Origin of the sequence: Erythrobacter sp. SG61-1L, assembly GCF_001305965.1 — a bacterium.
Classification (GTDB): domain Bacteria; phylum Pseudomonadota; class Alphaproteobacteria; order Sphingomonadales; family Sphingomonadaceae; genus Andeanibacterium.
The window spans coordinates 1,383,209-1,409,028 of sequence record NZ_JXQC01000003.1 but is presented as its reverse complement, the minus strand read 5'-3'; the positions used below and the strand labels follow the sequence as shown (position 1 = coordinate 1,409,028).

The 25,820-nt window shown below is 62.6% G+C and carries 18 protein-coding genes and 1 tRNA gene; 13 read left to right on the top strand and 6 right to left on the bottom strand.

The window, feature by feature from the left end; all coding sequences use genetic code 11:
- Nucleotides 1–77: 77 nt before the first annotated feature.
- Both dapA and SZ64_RS07100 read left to right on the top strand, forming a co-directional pair.
- Nucleotides 78–962 (top strand): 4-hydroxy-tetrahydrodipicolinate synthase, encoded by an 885-nt coding sequence (gene dapA, locus SZ64_RS07105; RefSeq protein ID WP_054530176.1) that lies wholly within the window; start codon nucleotides 78–80, stop codon nucleotides 960–962.
- A gap of 124 nt (nucleotides 963–1,086) precedes the next feature.
- Nucleotides 1,087–3,189, top strand: a complete 2,103-nt coding sequence (locus SZ64_RS07100) for an EAL domain-containing protein (RefSeq protein ID WP_054530175.1) — start codon at nucleotides 1,087–1,089, stop codon at nucleotides 3,187–3,189.
- 14 nt (nucleotides 3,190–3,203) lie between these two features.
- On the opposite strand, the gene SZ64_RS07095 is transcribed toward SZ64_RS07100, so the two are convergent.
- Together SZ64_RS07095 and SZ64_RS07090 are read right to left on the bottom strand one after the other, a co-directional pair.
- Nucleotides 3,204–4,355 carry an acyl-CoA dehydrogenase family protein gene (locus tag SZ64_RS07095; RefSeq protein WP_054530174.1) on the bottom strand — a complete coding sequence of 384 codons (1,152 nt, stop codon included), beginning with the start codon at nucleotides 4,353–4,355 and terminating at the stop codon, nucleotides 3,204–3,206.
- A gap of 17 nt (nucleotides 4,356–4,372) precedes the next feature.
- Nucleotides 4,373–6,301 (bottom strand): S9 family peptidase, encoded by a 1,929-nt coding sequence (locus SZ64_RS07090; protein ID WP_241772999.1) that lies wholly within the window; start codon nucleotides 6,299–6,301, stop codon nucleotides 4,373–4,375.
- 160 nt (nucleotides 6,302–6,461) lie between these two features.
- Between SZ64_RS07090 and smpB the strand changes: the two genes are divergently transcribed.
- The 9 genes from smpB (at nucleotide 6,462) to SZ64_RS07045 (ending at nucleotide 18,920) form a co-directional block, all read left to right on the top strand.
- Nucleotides 6,462–6,944 carry an SsrA-binding protein SmpB gene (gene smpB, locus SZ64_RS07085; protein ID WP_054530173.1) on the top strand — a complete coding sequence of 161 codons (483 nt, stop codon included), beginning with the start codon at nucleotides 6,462–6,464 and terminating at the stop codon, nucleotides 6,942–6,944.
- 219 nt (nucleotides 6,945–7,163) lie between these two features.
- Nucleotides 7,164–7,754 carry a DUF2062 domain-containing protein gene (locus tag SZ64_RS07080; protein WP_054532137.1) on the top strand — a complete coding sequence of 197 codons (591 nt, stop codon included), beginning with the start codon at nucleotides 7,164–7,166 and terminating at the stop codon, nucleotides 7,752–7,754.
- Nucleotides 7,751–10,192 (top strand): response regulator, encoded by a 2,442-nt coding sequence (locus SZ64_RS07075; protein ID WP_082384467.1) that lies wholly within the window; start codon nucleotides 7,751–7,753, stop codon nucleotides 10,190–10,192. Before SZ64_RS07080 ends, SZ64_RS07075 begins: the two co-directional genes overlap by 4 nt.
- A gap of 148 nt (nucleotides 10,193–10,340) precedes the next feature.
- Nucleotides 10,341–11,876 (top strand): DUF4139 domain-containing protein, encoded by a 1,536-nt coding sequence (locus SZ64_RS07070; RefSeq protein ID WP_054530172.1) that lies wholly within the window; start codon nucleotides 10,341–10,343, stop codon nucleotides 11,874–11,876.
- 8 nt (nucleotides 11,877–11,884) lie between these two features.
- Nucleotides 11,885–13,513: a hypothetical protein gene (locus tag SZ64_RS07065; RefSeq protein WP_054530171.1), complete on the top strand. Its 1,629-nt coding sequence runs from the start codon at nucleotides 11,885–11,887 to the stop codon at nucleotides 13,511–13,513.
- Nucleotides 13,514–13,647: 134 nt separating this feature from the next.
- Nucleotides 13,648–14,709: a recombinase RecA gene (gene recA / locus SZ64_RS07060; protein ID WP_054530170.1), complete on the top strand. Its 1,062-nt coding sequence runs from the start codon at nucleotides 13,648–13,650 to the stop codon at nucleotides 14,707–14,709.
- 170 nt (nucleotides 14,710–14,879) lie between these two features.
- Nucleotides 14,880–15,704 (top strand): methyltransferase domain-containing protein, encoded by an 825-nt coding sequence (locus SZ64_RS07055; RefSeq protein ID WP_054530169.1) that lies wholly within the window; start codon nucleotides 14,880–14,882, stop codon nucleotides 15,702–15,704.
- A 100-nt stretch (nucleotides 15,705–15,804) separates the two neighbouring features.
- Nucleotides 15,805–18,471 (top strand): alanine--tRNA ligase, encoded by a 2,667-nt coding sequence (gene alaS / locus SZ64_RS07050; RefSeq protein WP_054530168.1) that lies wholly within the window; start codon nucleotides 15,805–15,807, stop codon nucleotides 18,469–18,471.
- 20 nt (nucleotides 18,472–18,491) lie between these two features.
- On the top strand, nucleotides 18,492–18,920 hold the full coding sequence (locus SZ64_RS07045; protein WP_156313561.1) for a hypothetical protein: 429 nt from the start codon (nucleotides 18,492–18,494) through the stop codon (nucleotides 18,918–18,920).
- Between the two features lie 9 nt (nucleotides 18,921–18,929).
- Here SZ64_RS07045 and SZ64_RS07040 read toward each other — a convergent pair whose 3' ends face one another.
- Entirely contained in the window at nucleotides 18,930–20,696 is a 1,767-nt protein-coding gene (locus SZ64_RS07040; RefSeq protein ID WP_054530166.1) for a cation:proton antiporter, read from the bottom strand.
- Nucleotides 20,697–20,879: 183 nt separating this feature from the next.
- Here SZ64_RS07040 and ybaL point away from each other — a divergent pair, with 183 nt between their 5' ends.
- Nucleotides 20,880–22,505 carry a YbaL family putative K(+) efflux transporter gene (gene ybaL, locus SZ64_RS07035; protein ID WP_054530165.1) on the top strand — a complete coding sequence of 542 codons (1,626 nt, stop codon included), beginning with the start codon at nucleotides 20,880–20,882 and terminating at the stop codon, nucleotides 22,503–22,505.
- A gap of 324 nt (nucleotides 22,506–22,829) precedes the next feature.
- On the opposite strand, the gene SZ64_RS07030 is transcribed toward ybaL, so the two are convergent.
- The 3 genes from SZ64_RS07030 to SZ64_RS07020 form a co-directional block, all read right to left on the bottom strand.
- Nucleotides 22,830–24,053 carry an NADP-dependent isocitrate dehydrogenase gene (locus SZ64_RS07030; RefSeq protein ID WP_054530164.1) on the bottom strand — a complete coding sequence of 408 codons (1,224 nt, stop codon included), beginning with the start codon at nucleotides 24,051–24,053 and terminating at the stop codon, nucleotides 22,830–22,832.
- A 117-nt stretch (nucleotides 24,054–24,170) separates the two neighbouring features.
- Nucleotides 24,171–24,245: transfer RNA gene (locus tag SZ64_RS07025), tRNA-Val, on the bottom strand.
- A gap of 103 nt (nucleotides 24,246–24,348) precedes the next feature.
- Nucleotides 24,349–24,723: a response regulator gene (locus tag SZ64_RS07020; protein ID WP_054530163.1), complete on the bottom strand. Its 375-nt coding sequence runs from the start codon at nucleotides 24,721–24,723 to the stop codon at nucleotides 24,349–24,351.
- 140 nt (nucleotides 24,724–24,863) lie between these two features.
- Between SZ64_RS07020 and SZ64_RS07015 the strand changes: the two genes are divergently transcribed.
- Nucleotides 24,864–25,811, top strand: coding sequence for an N-formylglutamate amidohydrolase (locus SZ64_RS07015; protein ID WP_054532135.1), 948 nt, complete (start codon nucleotides 24,864–24,866; stop codon nucleotides 25,809–25,811).
- Nucleotides 25,812–25,820 lie beyond the last annotated feature (9 nt).

The window sequence follows — 25,820 nt, the reverse complement described above, 5'->3', positions numbered from 1 at the left end:
GCTGAACGTGAATCCCCTGGCATGGTCGCCAGACGGTACCCGATTAAGAAAATTGGGCAAGACGAGAGGCGAAGTCGATGTTTTCCGGTTCCATCCCGGCCCTGGTGACCCCATTCCGCGACGGGTCGTTCGATGAAGAGGGTTTCCGTCGCCTCGTCGACTGGCAGATCGAGAACGGTTCTTCCGGCCTTGTTCCTTGCGGGACGACGGGCGAAGCCTCCACTCTATCCAACGCAGAGCATCACCGCGTGATTGAAGTCTGCGTGGAACAGGCCGCCGGCCGCGTTCCCGTGATTGCCGGCTGCGGCAGCAACGACACCAAGAACGCGCTGCTGCACATGAATTTTTCCAAGAAGTGCGGCGCAAAGGCGGGCCTGTGCGTTGCGCCTTACTATAACCGGCCGAGCCAGGCGGGCCTGATCGCGCATTACAGCTACCTTGCTGAAAACAGCGATCTGCCAATCATCCTCTATAACGTGCCGGGCCGCACCGTGACCGACCTCAAGCCGGAAACCGTGTGCGAACTGGTGAACCGCTATCCCGAGCGGATGGTGGGCATCAAGGATGCCAGCGGCGACCTTTCGCGCGTGACCGATCACCGCATGGGCATCAAGGGCAACGGTTTCGTCCAGCTTTGCGGCGATGACGAGCTGTGGCTGTCGCACAGTGCGGCAGGCGGGGTGGGCTGCATTTCGGTGACCGCCAATGTCGCACCGCGCCTGTGCGCCGACTTTCAGGCTGCGATTGCCGCGAATGACCTGCAGAAGGCGCGCGAGCTGAACGACAAGCTCTATCCGCTGCATTACGCCATGTTCTCCGATGCGTCGCCGTCGCCGGCCAAGTATGCGCTCAGCCGGGTTCACGATTTCCTGAATGACAGTGTGCGTCTGCCGATCGTTCCATGCAGTGCGGAAGCACGCAAGGCGGTGGACGCGGCGCTGGAGCATGCCGGACTGGTCTGATCCCTCAGGATTGTCCCTTATCCTGCTGAAAAAGCCCGCTTCGCTTCTTGTGCGTTGCACAAATTATTAACCGTTAAACGGGTAACAATCCCGCCAAAGCGCACGGGTTGCGAAGAGGCGGACAATGCACGGCGTAAAGGATGGGTTTTCGGCTGGGGCTTCGGGCCTTGTGGACGAACGCGAGGCTTTGCGGGCGGCCAAGGAAGCTGCTGCTCTTGCCGAAAAGCGCCTGCGGGAAGCGATTGACGTCCTGCCTGAGGGGATCGTGTTCCTCGATGCGGATGGCCGCTACATCCTGTGGAATCAGGAATACGCCAAGATCTACGCGAAATCGGCTGACCTTCTGAAGGAAGGCGCGCGGCTTGCAGACACCTTGCGGATCGGCGTGCAGCGCGGCGACTATCCCGAGGCTTTGGGCCGCGAAGAAGAGTGGATTGCCGACCGTCTCGACCTGATCGAGAATCCCGGTGCAGGCACTCGCCATGAACAGTGCCTTTCCAGCGGACAGACGATCCTGATCGAGGAACGCCGCACCGCCGACGGCGGCACGATCGGCCTGCGTGTGGATGTGACCGACATGAAGCGGCGCGAACAGGGTTTCCGCCTGCTGTTCGAGGATAATCCCGTACCGCTGCTGGTCTATGATCCGCGGACCGAGACGATCCTGCGCGCCAATGACGCGGCGGCCTGCCATTTCGGCTATGACCGCAAGGCATTTGCCGGGCTTCCGGCTGAACGCCTGTTTGCGGCGGATGAATGGGCCGCCGCGCGCGAGATGCTGGTGGCCGAACATTCGGAAAAGGACCGCTTCTGGCAGCAATATGCGGCAGACGGATCGCGGCTGGAATCCGTGCTGTTCACGCGCCAGACCATGCTGGGGGACGGCGCAGCGACGATCCTGTCGGTCTTCGACGTTACGGAGCGCCGCCGGGCGGAGGCGCGCATGGCCTATATGGCCCGGCATGATGAGCTTACCGGGCTGGCCAATCGCGTGCAGTGCCGCGAATATCTGAATTCCCATCTCGCAACCGCGACGGAAGAAAACTGGTTCACCCTGGCGATGGTCGATCTCGACCATTTCAAGGATGTCAACGATACCTATGGCCACCAGCCGGGCGATGCTCTGCTGGCAGAAGCGGCGCGGCGCATGTCGGGCCTTGTGCCCGAAGGGGCGCTTCTTTGCCGGCTGGGCGGCGATGAATTCGCGATCCTGTTCCCCGGTCTGTCTGAAGAAGTGGTGATGGAAACCTGCCGCACGATCATTGCGGAGATTTCCAAGGCCTTCTTCATCGGCGAGAATGTGCTGCGCATTGGCGCGACCATCGGTCTTGCCTGCGCCCCGCGTGATAGTTGCGATGCCGAGACTTTGCAGCGTTATGCCGATCTGGCGCTTTATGCGGCCAAATCCGGTGCGCGCGGCACGGTGCGCCAGTTCGAACCGGCAATGGATATTGCCGCGCAGGAACGCACCCGGCTGGAAAACGATTTCCGCGACGCGGTGCTGAAGGGCGAGTTGGAAGTCTATTACCAGCCGCTGATCGACCTCGATACCGAAGAGGTCGACGGCTATGAGGCGCTGTTGCGCTGGAACCATGCCGAGCGCGGTTCCGTCTCGCCGGAAATCTTCATCCCGCTGGCCGAGGAAATGGGCCTGATCGACATTGTCGGCCAGCAGGTGCTGCGCACCGCGTGCGTCGAAGCGGCCAAATGGCCTTCGCACCACAAGCTGGCAGTGAATGTCTCGCCGCTGCAGTTCCGCAACGGTCATCTGCTCAATTCCGTACTACAAGCGCTCGCCTGGTCAGGCCTCGAACCTTCGCGGCTGGAACTGGAAATCACCGAGGCCGTGCTGATCGAACAGGGCGAGCAGACCTCCACGCTCATCAAGCGCATTCGCGAGATGGGTATCGGCATTTCGATGGACGATTTCGGTACGGGCTACAGCTCGCTCAGCTATCTGCTCCATTACCCTTTCACCAAGATCAAGATCGACAAGAGCTTCGTGCTGCAACTGGCGAAAGAGCCGGAATCGCGCGCCGTGGTGCGGGCCATCATCAGCCTTGGCCGCTCGCTGGGCCTGACTGTGACGGCCGAAGGCGTGGAGCGCGAGGACGTGCTGGCCTGCCTGCGCGAAGAAGGCTGCGGGCAAGGGCAGGGCTATCTCTTCGGCAAAGCCAAGCCGGGCGTCGAACTGCCCAACGGAGCCGATCAGGCCCAGGTGGCCTGAGCACCGGTCCAAGCTCAGTAGAGCGGTGAGGGGTGAGGCTTGCCCAGTATCATCGCCCCGTAATGCTCCAGATGGGCAGGTGAGACGATCATGTGCTGGCGCAGGGTCAGCGCATCGCGGGTCAACCGTTCGATCACCGAACCTTCGAAGATTACATTCGCGCCGATCAGGTCGAACAGCATCCGCGTGACATCCGCACTTGTGCGGCAGGCATTGACGTTGGATAGCGCCAGCCGCCCCTTTGTCTCGACTGAAGGGGCGCCGCGCTCCAGCTCTGACCAGAAAGCGTCGGCGGCGGAATAGAGGAAGGCTTCGGCGGAAGCGCGCGCCATCTCGGCCTGTGCGATGGCTTCGCGCACATGGGTCAGTTCCGCCATCGGTCGAGGCGGAACGCCACCCATTCGCTGGCCTATCAGTGCCTTCGTTTCATCCATCGCCCGGCGCATGACGCCCAGCGGCACGGCTGCCATGGTCGTCACCCAGTTGAAGCCGGAGGAATAGAGCGTCTCGCGCCCGGCGAACAGCGCATCGTCGATCAGCATGGCCTGGCCTTCGGGAATGAAGATGCCTTCTGCCCGATAATGGTTGCTGCCCGTGCCGCGCAGGCCATGCGTGTGCCAGGTATCTTCCAGCACATATTCACCGGCAGGCGCGAAGGCGAGCCGGGTCTCGGGCATTCCGTTTGGCCCGATGGCGGGCGCGCCATCCACATGAACGATGGCTCCGCTCATGATCACGTCGGCATGGCCGGAAATGCTGCCGAAAGGGAATCGTCCGGTCAGCAGATAGCCGCCGTCCACCCGGTCCAGTCTGCCGCGCCCGGCCGTGAACTGGCCTGCGGTGATTGAATCCGGGGAGGGCAGTAATTCGGCGGAAATATCGGGCGGGAGATATTCGGCGATCAACCCGCTATCCGCCCCGATCTTCACGCACCAGCCGACCGATGAATCGGCATAGGCCAGTTCCTCGATCACGCGCAGCTGTTGCGGCAGGCTCATCTGCGGGCCGCCCTTGGCGCGGGAACGGGCCATGCGGAACACGCCAGCCTGCCTCAACTGCGCCACCAGGTCGCCGGGCAAGCGGCGCAATTGCTCGATCTCGCCCGATCGCTCCATGATGGCGGGCGTCAGTTCCCGCACATTTGCGAGAATATCGGCGGCTTCCATTGCCTTTCCTCTCCCGGTCAATTCGCCGGGTTGTGTTCCTGCACGAATGCCAGGGCTTCCGCCAGCATCTGCTTGCGGGTTTCCGAACGGGACAGCCAGTGATCCTCCCCCGCCAGTTGGACGAACTTGTACGGCTTGCCAGCGTCTTTCAGGGCGTCGGCCATTTTCGTGCTCTGTTCGAAGGCGACCACTGTGTCGTCACGGCCATGGATCAGCAGGATCGGCGCATCGGCCTTGCCCGCAAGGCGGCGGGGAGAGACCTGATCGAGATCGGATTTGCTACCCAGTTCCATCTTCAGCGCTTCGCGCAGGACATTGCTGTTTCCGCTCTCGCGCACTTCGGTGTTGTACATCTGCCTGGGGTCGGAAACGCCGGCCACCGATACGGCGCAACGATAAAGCCCGTTCTGCACCGTAACGCCAGCCAGCGCGGCGTAGCCGCCATAGCTGGCCCCCATGATGCAGGCGCGCTTAGGATCGACGATGCCTGCGTTGGCCAATGAGGCCAGCCCGTCCGAAAGGTCGGTCTGCATCTTGCGGCCCCATTCGCCATAACCGGCATTGCGGAAGGCGGCCTCCCTATGGGTCGATCCTCGGAAGTTGGGCTGGAACACAGCATAGCCGCGTGATGCGAAGGCCTGCGCCCACCAGTCGAATTCAGCGCGGTCGAAGCCTGCGGGCCCGCCGTGAGGGAAGACTACCACCGGCAATGATTTCGCCTCACGTCCCGGTGGGACCGTCAGGATGCCGTCCATCTCCAGCCCGTCCTGAGCCTTGTAAGCGAAGACCGATACGGGGCCGACCTGGTCTGACCCGATAGCGGGGCGTTCACGGCCGATGGCTTCGGCGCGGAGTTGATCGATGTCCACCAGATACCAGGTGCCGCTGTCTCCAGTGCCGCTGGTGCGCACCAGCACCTGAGTGAAGGTGTCATTCCAGCCTTCGATCGAGAAATCGAATTTGGAAAAGGCACGGGCGACTTTCTGGGCGCGCTCGTTCCAGACGGGGTCGAAGAATTCGGGCTTCTGGCCGGAGCCGCGCGGCAAAATGCCGAGGATACGCGGGCTATGCCGGTCGAAATAGGTCATCCTGACCCCGACATCCTCGAACACTTCCTTGGGCTCACCGCTGCCGTCCAGCTTTCGTTCGTACCAGACTGTCTGGCCATCTTTCCTGACGCTGTAGATCACGCCCTTGCCGTCAAAGCTGAGGCCGATCAGGCCAGCGTAACCTTCTGGCTGAAGACCGCTGGCCAGCGCTTTTCCGCCACTGCCGAACAATTGCCACCGCCCGGTGTCGCTCTGCAGGTCGAAGCGTGCCGCCACCTTGCCGCCGGCATCGACCAGCCATTCGCGCGACACGTCGGTCGATGGAGGGCTGGCCGCCTTGCGGGCGGAGTTCTTGAGCAGATCGACTTCCATCAGCGAGATATCCGTGCCCGAAAGCACGAATCCGAGATCGAGCGAACGCGCAAGCTGGATCCCGCCGAAATAGCCGCGCCACTGCCCGTCCACCTTGCGGACGCCGTAATTCCCGAAAATCGAGGTGACGACACCCCTGTTTCCGGCAAAGACCACCTGAATTTCCTTCTTGCTGTCCACCGGCACGGTGATGGCACTGAAGGCTTCATAGGAATCGGTCGTGTACCCGATGGGTAGGTCTTCCGTTTCGCTGGTGACGACCAGAACCGCTTCGTCGCCGACCCATTCGAGATCGCGCAGCTTGGCGTCCTGCACTCTGACCTGGCGCAGCAGGTTCATCGAGGAATCGACGATCAGCAGAAGTCGCTCATGACCATAGGTGGTGACGATTGCGATGCGTTCCCCGCTTGCGGAAATTGCTGCGGTTTCCACTGAAGGCAGCTCGCCATAGGCTTCGATCGGGGGAATATCCTGCGTCAGCGCAGGCTGCGCCACCAGCAGGCAAGCTGCGACTGCTCCGCTCACGGCAAGCCGCAAGCGTTTGATGTTTTTGTGCCAACCCATTGATGCGCCCCCTTTTCTGGCCCGACGATGGAGTGGATCGGGCGGCAGGGCAAGTAAGGACGTCCACGGAAAAAGTCTCACCTTTTCCTTTTGCCCCGCTGCCCCTACATGGCGCCTCATCATGGCACGGCCCAAACCAACTACGTTCGACAAGAAGAAGATCGTCGCGGAGAACCGTCGCGCGCGATTCGATTATCATATCGAGGATACGTATGAGGCCGGGATCGCGCTGACCGGAACCGAGGTGAAGAGCCTGCGTGGTGGCGAAGGCTCCATTGCCGAAAGCTATGCCGAAATCCGCGATGGCCAGGCATTCCTCGTCAATGCCAACATCCCCGAATTCAGCCACGGCAATCGCTTCAATCACGAACCCAAACGCCCGCGCAAGCTGCTGCTGCATGCCCGTGAGATTGAAAAGCTGCTGGGTGCGGTTGAGCGCAAGGGCATGACGCTAGTGCCGCTGATGGTTTACTTCAATTCGCGCGGGCGGGCGAAGGTTGAACTGGCGCTGGCCAAGGGCAAGCAGACTCACGACAAGCGCGCCAGCATCAAGGAACGCGACTGGAAGCGCGACAAGGCCAGGCTGATGCGGGACAAGGGCTGAACGGGGTCCGAAAAGGCCGCTTTGGCCCGCGAATTGCGGCAGCGGGGCAACACTTGTCGCATTGCTGATTTCATCTGGCGCGCGGACAGCGATTTTCCGCTGTTTGGGACTTGCCCTGCCGGGACTTGCGCGCGAAAGGCGTTCACCCGTCGTTTTGCCCAATTCCGGTATAGGATAGTCCTTGCCGCACAGGGCGGCGATACCGATATGCAAGGCCAGATGAACGCCACCCGATCAAAGACTGCGCTGGCCGACTGGATCAAGCGGCAGATTCCCAGCCGGGAACAGCTTGAGGAAATCAGGCTGATCCGTCCGCTCGCGCGGCGGACCGAGCTGTTTCGGCTAACCCGCCGGTCGGTGCCGCGCGGCGTGGCCATCGGCCTGCTGGTAGGCATCTTCGCGCTTATTCCGGGCGTACAGATCGTCGGTGCGGCGCTGATGTGCGTGCCGTTCCGTGGCAATATCCCGCTCGCTGCGGGGATGACCTTCCTGTCCAACCCGGCGACGACGCCATTCATTCTGGCCGGATCGCTCTATATCGGCTCTGGCCTCGGCTTCCACGCCGACCTTGCGACCTTCATGAGCCTTTACGAACATGGCGCGTCCGTCGGCGACTGGAGCAGGTGGCTGCTGTCCGACGCGGCCCCGGCCCTGCTGATCGGGCTGCTCGTCATCTCGGTGGTTGCGGCTGCGATCGGCTATCTCATGACCTCCTTTATCTGGCGCAACATGGTTGCCCGCAGGCGGCGCCACCGGCTCGCCAATGGCACCGGCAGCAGCGCTTCCGGCGATTTCAGCCCGGCAGAATGAGCCGCGCCGCCGATATTGCGCAGCGGCGGCTGGGCGGCACAGCAGGGAACGGAGCCGCGCTGGTAGCGGCGGCGCTGGTTATCAGCGCCATCCTGATCTGGATCGTCACCGGCGAAGCATCGGTCATGATCGCCTATGTCGGCGCACTGGCAGTGCTGGGCACACTGGCCTGGTTTTTGACGCGCACGCGCACCGCGCCGGTCGCGGCAAGCGGCACACTGCCAGACTGGTCCGTCACGGTGACGGCAATCGAACAAGCCGGCGTGGCCGTTGCCATTACCGACCGGGCAAGCCGCCTTACCTGCGCCAATTCCGAATTCGTGGCCAATTTCGGCACGGATAATGCACCGCCTGCCATGCCCTTTGCCGATAGTGCGGTGGAGATGCTGACGCGCACTGCCCGTGGTGCCTGGCGCGACGGTGCTGCCGCGCTCGACTCGCTGGAGATCGAGGGCAAAGGCTGGAAGGTCAGTGCTGCCCGCGCAGGGCGGGGGGACGATTACCTTGTCTGGCGGTTCGAGCCGCTGCAGCGCAGCGATCCACTGGCGGAAATCGGCGGGCGCATTGCCGGGCCGTTCGGCCGCGTGCTGTCGCAGGCGGGGATCGAGGCGGCTCTTGTCGGCCATGACGGCATTGTCCGAACGGTAAGCGAAGGCTTTGCAGTGCGCGCTGCAGGCGATCCTGCTGCCACACTGGTCGGGCAGGATTTCGCCGCCCTGCTGCGTAGCGACGAGCGCGACCGGATCTATTTCTCCCGTGAGGGGCGCAAGGGCACGCCGCAAACGCTTGTGCATGTGCCGCTGGTCGATCCGGGCGCGAGCGAGGCGTCGGCCGACAAGGCGCCATCGCTGATGTTGCTGCTGGAGGCCGGGGTGGGCATAGGCAGTGCCTGGGGCTCGGAAGCTCAGACCGGCACGCCGCAATTGCAGGCGCTGCTCGAACAATTGCCGCTCGGCCTCGCCATGACCGATCGCGATGGCCATTTCCTGTTCGCCAATCCCGCCTTCATGCGTGCGGCGGGTATAGATGGGCGCGATCTGGTGCCCTATCCTTCCGATCTGGTGGTGAAGGAAGACAAGGCCGCGCTGGTGGATGCTGTGCGCCGCTTCGGCCAGGGTTCGGCGTCCAGCACGGACATGGCAGTGCGCCTGAAGCACAATCCGGACGATCCGGTCTCGCTCGGCATCGCTGGCGTGCGCGGACTGGGGGAGCCGGCCGTGCTGCTCAGCCTTGCCGATACGACTGAGGAAACGCGCCTGAAGCGCCAGATCGCGCAGGCTACCAAGATGCAGGCTGTGGGCCAGCTCGCCGGCGGCGTGGCGCATGATTTCAACAATGTGCTGACGGCCATCATCGGCTATTGCGATCTCATGCTGTTGCGCCACACGCCGGGCGACAGCGATTATGACGACATCCAGCAGATCAAGGCGAATTCGAACCGTGCAGCCAGCCTGACGCGGCAGTTGCTCGCCTTTTCGCGCCAGCAGACCTTGCGCCCGCAAGTGCTGCAAGTGCCCGATGTGGTGGCCGAAGTCAGCCAGTTGCTGAAGCGCCTGATGGGGGAAAAGATCGAATTTCGCGTCCATCACGATCGCAACCTCGGCCCTGTCCGCGCCGATCCGCAGCAGTTGGAACAGGTGATCGTCAATCTGGCCGTCAATGCGCGCGATGCGATCCACTCACGCGGCGATGGAACCGGCCGCCTGACCATGGCCACGCGCCGTATCGCTTCATCAGATATCCGCCGCATGAGCAGCGAGATTCTCCCGGTGGGCGATTATACGGTGCTGATCGTGGAAGATACCGGGGGCGGTATTCCGTCCGAGCATCTCGCTAAGATCTTCGATCCGTTCTTCACTACCAAGGAAATGGGCAAGGGCACCGGCCTTGGCCTTTCCACCGTCTATGGCATCGTCAAGCAGTCGGGTGGGTTCATCTTCGCGGACAATGTCGCGGCAGAAAATGGCTCTATCCGTGGCGCGCGTTTCACGATCTATCTGCCGGTCTATCATTCGGACGAGCCTGTCGCGGTGAAAGCGGAGAAGGAAGTTTCCTCCAGCTGGTCCGGTGGCGGACGCATCTTGCTGGTGGAAGACGAGGATATGGTACGCGCCGTGGCCGAACGGGCGCTGACCCGGCAGGGCTACATCGTTACCACGGCCAGCGATGGCGAGGAAGGCCTGGAAAAGGTGCGTGGCGGGGGCGAGTTCGACCTTGTGGTGAGTGACGTGGTCATGCCGACCATGGATGGCCCGGCAATGGCCCGCGAATTGCGTCGGATCGCCCCGCAACTGCCGGTGCTGTTCATGTCCGGCTATGCGGAGGAACAGCTCCGCAACGAAATCGACCTGGAAGATATGCACTTCATTCCCAAGCCTTTTTCGGTGCAGCAGATCGCCAACAAGGTGGCCGAGGTGCTGAGCGCCCCGCGCGGGTAAAAGGCCTGCTTCGTTACCGGCAGGGGTATTGTTACCGGCTGTGACGCAAGTCGCCGCCCCTATGCCTCCGTTCATCGAAGGGTAACAGGCGCGGCGCAAACCTCTCCGTCAAGGGTATGGACCCGTATCTTTGGGAGTAGGTCAGATCATGATCCGCAACTTCGCCCGTATTGCCGCCACTGCCACTGCGCTTTCGGGCGCGCTTATCGTTGTGCAACAGCCAGCCACGGCCCAGACGGCCGCCGCCCAGGGGGCAAGCGCCCAGGGCGATGTCTCCGTCACCATTTATAATAACGGCCAGGCGCTGGTGCAGGATGTGCGCCAGCTCCCCATCGCCAATGGCCGCAGCCGGATCGAGTTTCCGGATGTGTCGGCCATGATCCGGCCCGAAACGCTCAGCTTTTCGGCAGCGGATACCGGCATCGTCGAACAGAATTTCGATTTCGACCTGCTCACCCCCACCAAGCTGATGGAAAAGGCCATCGGCCAGACCGTCACTCTGCTGCGCACCAATCCGGCCACCGGACAGGAAACGCGCGAGCGGGCGACGGTCCTTTCCACCGCAGGAGGCGTGGTGATCCGCATCGGTGACCGGATCGAGGTGCTGCGCGACGATGACCTGCCGGTGCGCGTGATCTTCGACGGCGTGCCGCCGAACCTGCGCGCTCGCCCGACTCTGTCCGTTACTGTCGACAGCAGCCGCGCCGGCAATCGCCCGGCTTCGATCCGCTATCTTACGCCCGGCCTCGGCTGGTCGTCCGACTATGTGGCTCTCTATGACGAGGGCAAGGGCACAGTGGACGTGCAGGGCTGGGTGACGCTGACCAACAGCACCGGCACCACTTTCGACAATGCCAAGACCTTACTGGTGGCAGGCAGCCCCACTTCCGTCAGCAGCGGATACAACCCGCGCTACAACTCGGTGCGCCCGGTTTCACCGCCACGAGGCTCCTTCGTTCCGGGCACCGAGACGGCTGACCGCGAGCAATTGGGCGATTATTACATCTACCCGATCGACGGGCGCACCACGATTGCCAATAATCAGACCAAGCAGGTCAGCTTCCTTGATGTGCAAGCCGTGCCCGCGCGCAAGGTCTATGGTTTCGAAGTGGGCTGGCTGCAGAGCGACAGCGATCCGCGCAATGTGTCGAGCCAGATTGCCTTTTCCTCCTCGAAGCAGGGCGGGCTGGGCGATGCGCTGCCGGCAGGCATAGTCCGCTTCTATCAGCGCGACAGCAAGGGCACGCCGCAATTCATCGGTGAGAACCAGATCGGTCACACGCCGATGGGCAGCGAGTTGACCTTGAAGACCGGCGATGCCTTCGACATCTTCGTGAAGTCCGAAGTCGAAAAGCGCGAGAAGATTACCGGCGCGGAATGGGAAAAATCCGCGCGCTGGCGGGTGATCAAGGAAGATGGCAGCGTGGTGCAGGGCGAGGCCGAACGCCCCGTGACCTATTACCGCACCACCATGCGCTACACTCTCACCAATGCGAAATCGCAGCCGGTGAATGTCGATCTCTATCAGAACGGGCTCGACTATGGCTGGTGGGGCCGTGACTTCCGCATCGTGAGCGAGGATGTGCCGGGCGAACAGCTCAACGCCGACCGCCGCAAATGGACTGTGCCTGTTCCTGCCAATGGCGAACGGGTCGTCCGGGTCACTTACGAAACGCGTTACTGAGGCCCGGCATGGCGCGCGCCGCCTTTCCCACCCTGACGCTGGCCGCGGCCTTGCTCTCAATGGCCTGGGCCGCTCCGGCAGCTGCGCGCGAAGCTGTGATGGCTTCGGCTCCCAGCGCAGTGTCTGTCACGCTCTATCGCGACCCCGATCGCGGGCCGGATGACCAGATCAATCGCAATTGGCCGCGAGGCTTTGCAATGATCAACGAGACACGCACCGTCACGCTCCCTCCGGGCGAATCGACCATCCGCTTCGAGGGCGTGGCCGAAGGCATGGTCGCGGTCAGCGCCATCGTCACCGGCCTGCCGGGCGGAACGATCGAGAAAAACCGCAATGCGGACCTGCTTTCCCCCGCCGCTCTGGTGGACGGGACTTTGGGCAACCGGGTCACGATTACGCGCACCAATCCGGCAACCGGGGCTCAGTCGGCGGAGAGCGCCGTGGTGCGCACTCGGGCCGATGGCGGCCTCGTCCTCCAAACCGCGCAGGGCTACGAAGCGGTGCGTTGCGCCGGAATGCCCGAAAAGCTGACCTTCGACAGCGTGCCCGATGGCCTTTCGGCCCAACCGGTGTTCAGTATCGACACACGCGATGCGAGTGGCGGCACTTATCAGGTCCAGCTCACCTACATTGCCTGGGGCTTCGACTGGCAGGCCCATTATGTCGGCACGTTCGAGGACAAGGCGCCCGTGGGCAAGGAGAAGCTGCGCCTGCGGTCCTGGCTCACGTTGGTGAACGACAATGGTCAGAGCTTCGAAGATGCCACGCTGCTGGTAGTGGCGGGCAAGCTCAACGTGGAAAGCGATTTTCAGGGCCTCTCCGATCCGCCGCGGGGCAGGGGCCTGTTTTTGACCTGCTATCCGCTTGGCAGCACGGCGGAAGGTTCGCCGGAGAACTATCCATATCCGCCACCGCCGCCGCCTCCTGCACCAATGATGATGGAAGCAGATGCTGAAATCGTGGTGACAGGATCATTCCGGGTAGCGCAGTCGATGGCGTCTCCGGTCGCCATGGTCGCCACCGAAGAGGCTCTTGGCGATCTCAAGCTCTATCGCGTGCCCGAACGGGTAACGGTCGCTTCGAAGTCGATGAAGCAGGTCGCATTCCTCGACAAGGACGCAGTGCAGGGCGAATTGGAATATCGTGCCTCTTGCTCACCGTGGAATAATTCCAGCGATCCGCAGGCCCTGCGCCGCGTGCTCAAGACGAAGAACGACAAGAAGCACGGACTGGGCGTAGCCTTGCCGATGGGCGGAGTTACCTTGTTTGAGCCGTCCTCGGCCGGAGATTTGTTGGTTGGGGAGGAGACCCTGCGAGACTATGCGGAAGGGCAGGACGTAGAGATTGCGCTGGGCGAAAGCCCTAACGCCTTCGCCCTCTGTGTCCGGCAGACCGAGGCCGAGCCTGGCGATGAGGGCAATCCCTGGCTTCCCACCCGCGCCACCCTCACCAACGCCAATCGTCATCCGATCAAGGCGCGCGTTGAACTCGGCCGCCCGGCAGACTGGGGCGTGCGCAAGAAGGTGAAGGGCATGTCCGTGAAGGACGGCCAGTGGGTGATCGAGCGGACGATTCCCGCTGGTGCATCCGTCAACATTGACTGGGAAGTGCGTTCCGCTGAAGATGAGGATGACTGAACTGGCAGAAAACCGCCGGTTTTCGGAGTGACGAAAAAAATTCGTTCCACTCTTGTTCCATGAGAACAAATGCGATACACCTTCCGTCGGTTGACCTTTCCGGTCTTGGCTCTAGGCACTGACGGAGGCCCTCGATGGCGACGCAACTGAAGCTCGTGGATAAGGATACTATGGACCGTCAGAAGGCGCTGGACGCCGCTCTCGCACAGATCGACCGTGCTTTCGGCAAGGGTTCGGCAATGAAGCTGGGCTCGAAGGAAGCGATGCAGGTGGAAGCCATTTCCACCGGTTCGCTCGGTCTCGATATCGCTCTTGGCGTCGGCGGCCTGCCGCGCGGCCGCGTGATCGAAGTCTATGGCCCGGAAAGCTCGGGCAAGACCACGCTGGCGCTTCACGTTATTGCCGAAGCGCAGAAATCCGGCGGCACTGCGGCCTTCATCGATGCCGAACATGCGCTCGATCCGGTCTATGCCAAGAAACTGGGCGTCAACATCGATGAACTGATCGTCTCGCAGCCCGACACGGGCGAGCAGGCGCTGGAAATCACCGACACGCTGGTGCGCTCCAATGCGATCGACGTGCTGGTGGTCGATTCGGTTGCGGCGCTGGTTCCCCGGGCCGAAATCGAGGGTGAGATGGGCGACAGCCATGTCGGCCTGCAGGCCCGCCTCATGTCGCAATCCCTGCGCAAGCTTACCGGCTCGATCAGCCGCTCGCGCTGCATGGTGATCTTCATCAACCAGCTGCGCATGAAGATCGGCGTGATGTACGGCAATCCGGAAACCACGACCGGCGGTAATGCGCTCAAGTTCTACGCTTCGGTCCGTCTCGACATTCGCCGCACCGGTGCAATCAAGGATCGCGAGGAAATTGTCGGCAACGCCACACGCGTAAAGGTAGTGAAGAACAAGGTCGCCCCGCCGTTCAAGCAGGTGGAATTCGACATCATGTATGGCGAAGGCATTTCCAAGATTGGTGAGATTCTCGATCTCGGTGTGAAGGTTGGCCTCGTCGAGAAGTCCGGTTCGTGGTTCAGCTATGACAGCATCCGGATCGGTCAGGGCCGCGAAAACGCCAAGACCTATCTGAAGGAAAATCCCGAGATTTGCGACCGGTTGGAAGCCGCCATTCGCGGCCGGACCGACGAGGTTGCCGAGGAGATGATGACGGGGCCGGACGCGGACTCCGAAGACTGATCCTCAAGAAGCGCCGCGTACTGTGGCGTTTGCGAGAACGAAGCCGGCGCGAGTTTCCCTGACGGGGCTCGAGCCGGCTTTTTCGTGTCGCCGCTTGGCGCAAGCGCACAGAGGGTTTAGCCTGAAATACTCAACGCGAATTCGTTGGGGCAACGGAAGGTGCGGACAGCATGTCGAGGGTGATGGATTGGGAAGGGCAGGCCGGCAGTAGCTGGGCCGCCGAATGGCGCCGGACCGACCGTAGCTGGGGCGGGCTGACCGAAAGGCTGCTGCGTTCAACGCGCGATTTCACTTTCGCCAGTGTGTTGGATGTCGGTTGCGGAGCGGGGGAATTGTCGCTCGCCATTGCCCGTGGACGGCCCACTGTCGATGTCATGGGCGTCGATATTTCGCCCCAGCTTATTGAAGTCGCGCGCGATCGCGGGCGCAACCTGTCCAATGCGGCATTTGCACTTGGCGATGCTTCGCGCTGGGTGCCGTTGGGTGATTTCCGGCCCGATCTGCTGATTTCGCGCCATGGCGTAATGTTCTTTGCCGATCCGGTCGCTGCCTTTGCCCATATGGCCTCCATTGCCGCGCCCGGCGCCGGCCTGCTGTTCTCCTGCTTCCGCTCGCCGGCAGTGAACGAGATTTTCACGGCGGTCGGCAGCCTGCTTCCACCGCCTCCTATTCCGCCCGATCCCGAAGCACCCGGGCCGATGGCCTTTGCCGATCCCGATCGGGTGAAACGCATCCTTGCCTCGTCGGGCTGGGAGGATGTCCATCTCGATCCCTTCGATTTCGCCATGGTCGTGGGAATGGGGGAAGATCCTGTCAGCGACGCGGTTGCCTATTTCTCCACCATCGGCCCTGTCGCCACCGCAATGGCCGCTATGACCGAAGAAGTACAATCAGCGTTCCGCCAGAAGCTGCGCAGCTTCGTCGCCTCGCGAGAAATAGATGGTATCATCGCCTTTGCCGCCGGAGCCTGGATCGTCACAGCGAAGCGCAAATAAAGCCGCTATTGGCTGCGCCGGTCCGGATTTGGCGCAAAAGCGGCATTCGGCCATGCATCTCGGGCTTGGCTTTCGCTTTCGCACATCCTAGTTGCGAGCCATGAACTCGTCGAACGATATCCGCCGCACATTTCTCGATTATTTCGGGGCCAACGGGCATCAGGTCATGCCTTCGGCACCGCTTGTGCCGTATAACGACCCTACACTGATGTTCGTCAATGCGGGCATGGTTCCGTTCAAGAACGTCTTTACCGGGCTCGAAACTCCGCCTGCGCCGCGTGCGGCCAGCTCGCAGAAATGCGTGCGCGCCGGGGGCAAGCACAACGATCTCGACAATGTCGGCTATACTGCCCGCCACCTCACCCTGTTCGAGATGCTGGGTAACTTCTCCTTCGGTGATTACTTCAAGGAACGTGCGATCGAGCTGGCCTGGAACCTCGTCACGGGCGAGTTCGGGCTGTCGAAGGATCGCCTGTCGGTCACCGTTTATCACACGGATGACGAGGCCTGGAATCTCTGGAAGAAGATCGCCGGCCTGCCAGACGAGCGGATCATCCGCATCGCCACCAAGGATAATTTCTGGGCTATGGGCTCGGACGGCCCCTGCGGTCCCTGTTCTGAAATCTTCTGGGATCACGGCCCGGAAATCTGGGGCGGCCCTCCGGGATCGCCCGAGGAAGACGGCGATCGCTTCGTCGAAATCTGGAACCTCGTCTTCATGCAGCACATGCAGGAAGCCGATCAGATCATCGGCGATCTGCCGCGCCCCAGCATCGATACCGGCATGGGGCTGGAACGTATCTCAACCGTGATGCAGGGCGTGCATTCCGTGTTCGAGACGGACACGTTCCAGGCGCTGATCAACCAGTCGGTCGAACTCACCAAGGTGAAGGCTGAAGGCGATCACACGGCCAGCCATCGCGTGATTGCGGATCACCTGCGTTCCACCAGCTTCCTGATCGCCGATGGCGTGCTGCCTTCCAATGAAGGTCGCGGTTATGTGCTGCGCCGCATCATGCGCCGGGCCATGCGCCATGCGCACCTGCTGGGCGCAGCCGAACCGCTGATGCACCGTCTGGTGCCTGCGCTGGTCACGGAAATGGGCCAGGCCTATCCCGAACTGACCCGCGCCCAGAGCCTGATTGAGGAAACGCTGGAGCGTGAGGAAACGCGCTTTCGCCAGACGCTCGACAAGGGCCTGCGCCTGCTGGAAGAAGAAACCGGTGATCTGGGCGAAGGGTCGGAGCTTCCGGGCGAGACGGCCTTCAAGCTCTATGACACTTTCGGCTTCCCTTATGACCTGACCGAAGACGCGCTGCGTTCGCGCGGCATCGGCGTGGACAAGGCCGGCTTCGATGCCGCCATGGCCCGTCAGAAGGCTGCTGCGCGCGCCGCCTGGAAGGGCTCCGGCGCTGCTGCGGACGAGGAAGTGTGGTTCGATATTGCCGAGCGTGAAGGCGCCAGCGAATTCACCGGCTATGTCTCGACCAGCGGTGAAGGCCAGGTCGTGGCGCTGGTGGCAGATGGCAAGGAAGTCCAGTCCGCCGATGCTGGCACGGATGTGATCGTGCTGACCAACCAGACGCCCTTCTATGGCGAAAGCGGTGGTCAGGTCGGCGATGCAGGCACGATCTCCGGCCCGGGCGGCCTTGCGATCACCATCGCGGACACTTCCAAGCCGCTCGGTCGCCTGCATGCCATGCGCGGCAAGGTGGAAAGCGGCACGGTGAAAGTGGGCGATACGGTCCGCCTCGACGTGGACGTTGCTCGCCGCGATGCCATCCGCTCGAACCACTCGGCCACGCACCTGCTGCACGCGGCGCTGCGCAACCATCTGGGCGACCATGTCACCCAGAAGGGTTCGATGGTCGCGGCTGATCGTCTGCGTTTCGACTTCTCGCATACCAAGGCGCTCAGTACCGAGGAAATCGCGCTGATCGAAGCCGAAGTGAATGCCGAGATCCGCCACAACGATCCCGTTACCACGCGTCTGATGACGCCGGACGATGCCATCGCGGCAGGCGCCATGGCGCTGTTCGGCGAGAAATATGGCGACGAGGTGCGCGTCCTTTCGATGGGGCATACAGCTGCCGATACGGGCCGCAATTATTCCGTCGAACTGTGCGGCGGCACCCATGTGCGCGCCACAGGCGATATTGGCGTGTTCCGCATCGTTTCGGAAAGCGCCGTATCTTCCGGTGTGCGCCGTATCGAGGCACTGACCGGCGAGGCTGCGCGCCAGTGGCTGGTTGGCCGCGAGGAAACACTGAAGACTGTGGCGGGCACGCTCAAGACCTCGCCTGAAGAGGTAGAAGCCCGCGTTGCCGCATTGGTGGACGAGCGCAAGCGCCTCGAGAAGGAACTGGCGGAAGCCAAGCGTGCCCTCGCGTTGGGCGGTGGCGGCGGGGCCGCGCCTGCTGCAGCGGACGAGGAAGTGGGCGGAGTGAAATTCTCCGGTCAGGTCATCGAAGGGCTGGACGCCAAGGAATTGCGCGGGCTTCTCGACGAAGCGAAGAAGCGCATGGGTTCTGGCATCGCGGCCATCGTTGCCGTCAATGAAGGCCGGGCTGCGATTGCCGCTGCGGTGACTGACGATCTCACCGGCAAGTTCGATGCCGTAACGCTGGTGCGTGCAGGCGTGGAAGCGCTGGGTGGCAAGGGCGGCGGCGGCCGCGCCGATATGGCGCAGGGCGGCGGGCCCGATGGCGCCAAGGCGGCGGACGCGATTGCGGCGGTGAAGGCTGCCCTGGAATCTGTCGCGGCATGAGACTGAGGGCAGCGTGGCCTGTGGCTACGCTCGCCCTTATCGCTGTGCCGCTTTCGGCCGGGGTTTCTCCTTGGCCGTCAGGCATTTTTGGCAATGTCCGCATGTCGCGGGAAACCGGTGATCTCGGCGGGCTTGAATTGCGATTTTACGAGGAATCCGGTCGCCACTTTGTCGAATATGTGCTGTGCGAAGGCTGGTGCAACGAAACTATCGTTGCTGAGTTGCAGCGCGACGGGGACAGCTTCGTCTTCGAAGGTTCTGTTGAATATACCGATTCCGCCGGCGGCATCACCGAAGTCGGCCAACATTTTCGTCTGACGCCGAGGGGCAGGAAGTTTCGCGCGGCTCTCGTCGAAGGCGACTACTCCGCAGAACTTGGTGTAATTCGCCCGATCAGGCAACCATTCGGCCTGGCAGTAGCCCGCAGCGAAGAAAGTGCCTCCAACTGACTGGCTAGCTCAGCTCTCGGACGTACTGGTCCTGAGTTTCGGCTTATGGTCCAGCGCACCGTCGGTCTGAATCTTTTCTCGATATTCGTCGCGCTTTTCATGGATGGAGGCGATCACCGGGCCCATGGCGACGCCCAGATCGACCAGCACGGCCTCCGATAGCTGGAGCGAGCTTTCCAGCGTTTCGGGCACGGCATGAGTGGCGCCGCTGCGATAGAGCAGGGCGGCATGTTCGATGTCGCGCGCGCGGGAGATAATCAGCAGGTTCGGATAGGCCTGACGCAATTTGCGCACCAGGCGCTGGGCCAACACCGGCTCGTCCATGGTGAGGACTACTGCGGGCGCGGTCGCAACGCCCAACCGTTCCAGCACCTTGATGCGGGCTGCATCGCCGAAAGTCACGGCATAGCCGTCACGCCGCGCCCGTTCGACAAGATCAGTGTCACCGTCCACCCCGATATAGGGCTTGCCGTGGCGCGTAAGCATATCGGCAACCAGACGCCCGACGCGGCCGAAACCGACCACGATCACATGCGGCTCGCCCGGCCGGGAAGAGACATCTTCCAAAGCGGGAGTGGGATCGACGCGTCGCCCGATCATTCGGCCCAGTCGCGCCAGCAGCGGGGTGACGGTGAGGCCGATGGCCGTCACGATCTGCCAGAACTGCGCCGTGCCGGGCTGGATCAGCAGGGCCTGGGTGGCGGCGGCGAGCACGATCAGGGTGGTTTCCGAAGGACTGGCCATGAGTATGCCGGTCTCGGTCGCCGTGCCTGGCCGCGCGCCCATCAGCCGCAGCAGCACGCCGGTGACGATGGCCTTCAGGGTCAGCACACCCACGACGGCCAGCGCGATCGGGCCGAGATTGGCCCAGATGGTGGTGAGATCGATCCCCATGCCGACGGTGATCAGGAACACACCAAGGGCGAGGCCCTTGAATGGTTCGGTGATCTGTTCGACTTCGGAGTGATATTCGGTCTCCGCAATCAGCAGCCCGGCAATCAGCGCACCGACGATCGGGGAGAGGCCTGTCGCGGCTGTGGCGAGGCTGGCGCCGATCACCACCAGCAGGCTGGCGGCAAGGAACAGTTCCGGGCTTTTAGTGCGGGCGGCCTGTGCGAATAGCGGGGGCAGCGCTAGACGTCCGAGGAGCAATAACGCTCCGACCACCAGCGCACCCTGCCACAGTGTGGTAACCAGTCCTTCTGCCCCGTCGCTCGCGGCATAGGGCGCGAGCGCGCCGAGCAGGAAGATGATCGGGACGATCGCAATATCCTCGAACAGCAGCATGGCCAGCGCCGCGCGCCCAACGGGTGATTGCGTGCCGGAAATCTGCAGCACCAGCGCGGTGGAGGATAGGGCGAGGGCAAGGCCAAGCCCTAGCGCGCCGGTCCAGTACTGGCCGAGCATGGCGAGGAAGGCCGTGAGCAGGCAGGCAATAACCGTCAGTTCGAGCGCGCCCAGCCCGAAGACGAGCTTTCGCATCTCCCACAGCCGGTTGAAGCTCAGTTCCAGTCCGATAGTGAACAGCAGCAGGATGATGCCGAATTCGGCAAAGGGGTCCAGCCCTTCGGGATCGGTTATGGTGACGTAGCCAAGCCAGTCATAGCTGTAGACGAGCTTGCCCAACCCATAGGGGCCGACCAACACGCCGACCAGGATGAAGCCGATGACCGGCGTGATACGGAAGCGGGCGAAGATCGGGATCACCAGTCCCGCCGCGCCGAGGATCACCAGCGCATCGGACAGGAAGGTGGAGGTGAAATCGCCATGTGCCATAATGAAAGCTTATTGCAGGCGCGAAGGGATTGTCACCCACGGATCGGCGCCAAAACCCTCCATGTCCGAATGAATCGGCGCGGTTCGGGTGCATTGCGGAAAAATCTGTGGCGGCGCCCTTCGCAGCCGGCGCTTTTTCTGTTCTAACTTTCGGTATCGCGAAAAGAAGGAACCTGACGCCGCATGCCTCATGCCACGCCGCTTATTGCCACGCTTGTTGGCGGGATTGTTCTCGCATTCGTGCTGGGGGCGCTGGCGCATAGGGTGAAATTACCGCCGCTGATCGGCTATCTGATGGCTGGGGTGGTGATCGGGCCGTTCACGCCCGGCTATGTGGCCGACCAGCATCTTGCCGATCAGCTGGCGGAACTGGGCGTGATCCTGCTGATGTTCGGCGTGGGGCTGCATTTTTCGCTGAAAGAGCTGATGGCGGTGCGCAAGGTGGCCATTCCGGGTGCTGTAGCGCAGATCGGGGTGGCAATGCTGCTGGGCACGGGGCTTGCATTGCTCCTCGGTTGGGGCGTGGCGGGCGGCATCGTCTTCGGCCTGGCCCTCTCTGTAGCCAGCACGGTGGTGCTGCTGCGCGCCCTACAGGAACGCCGGCTGCTGGAGACGGAGCGCGGCAAGATCGCGGTCGGCTGGCTGATCGTGGAAGATCTGGTGATGGTATTCGCGTTGGTGCTGCTGCCAGCAGTGGCTGCTGGCGACGGTTCGATTGCGGGTATCAGCAATGCGCTGGGCCTGACGATGGTGAAAGTGGGCGCCTTCATTGCCTTCATGCTGATCGTGGGCCGCCGCGCGATCCCCTGGTTGCTGCACGAAGTGGCGCATAGCGGATCGCGCGAATTGTTCCGGCTGGCTGTGCTGGCCATCGCGCTCGGCGTGGCCTTCGGCGCCGCGGCGCTGTTCGGCGTTTCCTTTGCGCTCGGTGCGTTCTTCGCGGGCATGATCCTGTCCGAATCGCAGCTCAGCCAGCGGGCGGCGGAAGAGACGCTGCCGCTGCGCGATGCCTTCGCGGTGCTGTTCTTCGTTTCGGTGGGCATGCTGTTCAACCCGCATGTGGTGGTGGAACGGCCGCTCGCGCTGATCGCCACGGTAGCGATTATTGTGCTGGGCAAGTCGATTGCCGCCTATCTGATCGTGCGTGCCTTCCGCCGTCCGCATCGCACCGCGCTGACCATCGCGGCCAGCCTGGCGCAGATCGGCGAGTTTTCCTTCATCCTGGCTACGCTGGGCACTTCGCTGGAATTGATCCCCGGTGCGGCGCGCGATCTGATTCTGGCAGGTGCGATCTTCTCGATCCTGATCAATCCGCTGCTGTTCAGCCTGATTTCCCGCAGGGAGAGCAAGGCGGAACCTACGGCGCTGGCCGAAGCGCAGGCGGCGGTTTCCGTGGCCAAGGGGCATGTTGTTTTGATCGGCTATGGCCGGGTCGGTTCGCTGATCGGCGAGAAGCTGATCGAGGCAGGGGAGCGGATGACCGTGATCGAGGCGGAAGACGATTTCGCCGGGCTGCCCGCCTCGGGGGAGAGTGTGACCGTGATCGGCGGGAACGCCGCTGGGCCGGCGGTGCTTGAACGGGCAAACCTGGGCGAGGCGCGGTTGCTGTTCGTTGCGATTCCCCAGAGCTTCGAGGCCGGGCAGATCGTGGAGCAGGCGCGGGCGATCAACCCTGCGCTGCGGATCGTTGCCCGTGCCCATAGCGATGAGGAAGAACGCCACCTTGCCGCTTGCGGGGCGGATCTGACGATCATGGGTGAGCGGGAGATCGCGCGCAGGATGATCGAGCAGGCATTGCGGCCGGCCTGACCGCCGCCGGGGTGTTACACATGTTACACGTAATCGGGGTGTTCCCGAGGGGCCGCAATCCGTGCTTCCGAGTTGGGAGAAAGGCTGTAAAATGCATGATAAATATTTGATATTTAAAGCTTAAATTCGATTATTATCGGCCGCAAAATGGGGATTTCCTCACGCATCTTTTGAGGAAGCGCATACAGTGCGGCGAGAGCGTGGCGATTGACGATTGCCGGGCCAAGGCGATGGCATGGCGCATCGGCTTATTGCAAAAGGAAAGGCCGGGCCTGCGATGATGCAGGCCCGGCCTTCTTTCTTTTCCGATCCGGAAAGGTCCGATCAGGCCCAGTTGGCCATTTCGGTTTCGAGGTTCTGCACGATGGCTTCGAAGAACTGCTCGGTGGTCATCCACGGCTGGTCCGGGCCGATCAGCAGGGCCAGATCCTTGGTCATCTTGCCGCTTTCCACGGTTTCGATGCAGACCTTTTCCAGCGTTTCGGCGAAGCGCACCACGTCGGGCGTGTTGTCGAAACGGCCGCGATAGATCAGGCCGCGCGTCCAGGCGAAGATGCTGGCGATCGGGTTGGTGCTGGTCGCCTTGCCCTGTTCGTGCTGGCGATAGTGACGGGTGACGGTGCCGTGGGCGGCTTCCGCTTCCACGGTCTTGCCGTCGGGGGTCATCAGCACGGAGGTCATCAGGCCGAGCGAGCCGAAGCCCTGCGCCACCTGATCCGACTGCACGTCGCCGTCATAGTTCTTGCAGGCCCAGACGAACTTGCCGTTCCACTTCAGCGCGGATGCGACCATGTCGTCGATCAGGCGGTGTTCGTACCAGATCTTGGCGTCTTCGAACTTGGCCTTGAAGCCTTCGCTCTCATACACTTCCTGGAACAGATCCTTGAAGCGGCCGTCATAGGCCTTGATGATCGTGTTCTTGGTGGAAAGGTAGAGCGGCCAGCCGCGGTTCAGCGCGTAGTTCATGCTGGCGCGGGCGAAATCGCGGATCGAATCGTCGAGATTGTACATCGACATGGCGACGCCGGAGGACGGGAAGTTGAACACTTCGCGGTCGATCACCGTGCCGTCTTCACCTTCGAACACCAGGCGCAGCTTGCCCTTGCCGGGAACGAGGAAGTCCGTCGCGCGATACTGGTCGCCGAAGGCATGGCGGCCGACCACGATGGGATCGGTCCAGCCCGGGATCAGGCGGGGGACGTTGGAAATAACGATCGGTTCGCGGAAGATCGTGCCGCCCAGGATGTTGCGGATGGTGCCGTTGGGGCTCTTCCACATCTGCTTGAGGCCGAATTCCGTAACGCGGCCTTCATCGGGGGTGATGGTGGCGCATTTCACGCCAACGCCGTGTTCCTTGATGGCATTGGCGGCATCGACGGTGATCTGATCGTCCGTCTCGTCACGCTTCTGCACCGACAGATCGTAATAGATCAGGTCGATATCGAGATAGGGCTGGATCAGCCTTTCGCGGATCCATTGCCAGATGATCCGCGTCATTTCGTCGCCATCGATTTCGACGACGGGATTCGCGACCTTGATCTTCGCCATAGTGGCCCCTGTGCCTAGAGAAATGGGATGAGGGGCCTCTTAGCAGGCCACGGCCGTGGCGCAAGGAACTGGGCCTATAAACGAAAAAAGCGCCGCTTTCGCGACGCTTTTTCAGAATGGTGGGCGTAGCAAGGATTGAACTTGCGACCCCTACGATGTCAACATAGTGCTCTACCACTGAGCTATACGCCCGCACCATTCGGTCCGCCGGAGCATCCGGCAGGCGGGCCGTTTAGCGGCGCCTTGATCCGGTTGCAAGTGGGTAGCGGACAAGCTTTTCAGCTTTATTCGTTTTTTACAGCATTACCGATGCCTGATCCTCGAAAACGCGCTCGATCTCGAGCACGAGGTCGCGCAGGTGGAACGGCTTGGAAAGCACGTTGGCGCGCGGACTTTCGCGATTGGCCTTCAGCGTGACGGCGGCGAATCCGGTGATGAACATCACCTTGGTCTGCGGGCTGATCTCGCCGCAGCGCTGGGCCAGTTCGATCCCGTCCATTTCCGGCATCACGATGTCCGACAGCAAAAGATCGTATTCGCCGGTTTCGAGCAGGGGAATGGCGGCAGTGCCGCGATCGACCGCCGAAACCTTGTATCCTGCATTTTCCAGTGCGCGCGCCAGATAGGTGCGCATGGCCTCTTCGTCTTCGGCCAGCAGGATTTGCCGCATACCCGTACCTTCTTATGATTTCCGGTGTTGAAACTCCTTAGCCCATTTGCCGTTAATAATCTCTCGCGGAATCCCGGCTGGCCACATTTGAGACAGCCGCCTTTGACTTGGTTAGCGATCCGGGCCAGCAAGTGGGGATCGTGGGCGACAATCCTATCACGCGCGAATCGGGCGGCTTCAGGGGCGGGGCGATCCCCGGCTGCGCCGGCCAACCGGCTTTCACCCTGACCAGCCACGAACCTTCACCGATTCCCGTGCTGCTGGCCGTGCCCCATGCGGGGCGGCTCTATCCGCCCGCGCTGATCGGCCAGCTGCGCAATCCGGGCGAGGCGTCGCTGCGGCTGGAAGACCGCTATGTCGATCTGCTGGCATCGGCAGTGGCGCGTGAAACCGGTGCCGCGCTGCTGATCGCCCATGCGCCGCGTGCGATGATCGACCTCAATCGCGCGCCGGACGAGATGGATTGGGACATGCTGCGGCTGGGCACGCCGCCCGGCAGGCAGGGGGAACGGGTCAGTCGCCGCGCGCGCAGCGGGCTGGGGCTGGTGCCCCGGCGGCTGGCGGGGATGGGCGAGCTATGGCGCTCGCGCCTCGATGAGGCCGAGCTGGAAGCCCGGCTGGAAGGGGTTCACCGCCCCTATCACGAAGCCATATCGGGCAGCCTTTCCGCCCTGCGCACGCGCTGGGGCGCGGCCCTGCTGGTGGATATGCATTCCATGCCGCCGCTCGGCCCGCGCGGGCCGGGGGAGCCTGCTCCGGAAATCGTGCTGGGGGACCGTTTCGGCGCGACCTGTGACGGCGCCCTGTGCGCCGCCGCCTTTGACGAGTTGAACCGGCAGCGCCGGATCGCGACTCACAACCGGCCCTATGCGGGCGGCTATGTGCTGGACCGCCATGCCGCGCCGGGCAGGGGCATTCACGCCGTGCAGGTGGAAGTGTGCCGTTCCACCTATCTGGACCGGCGGCTGGCCGAGCCGGTGGAAGCGATGGCGGCGATGGTCACTTCGCTGGTGGCTCTGGTGCGCCGTCTGGCCGCCGAAACGGCAGCATTGGGGCGGGGCGCGCAATTGGCTCAGGCTGCGGAATAGGCCCTTCCC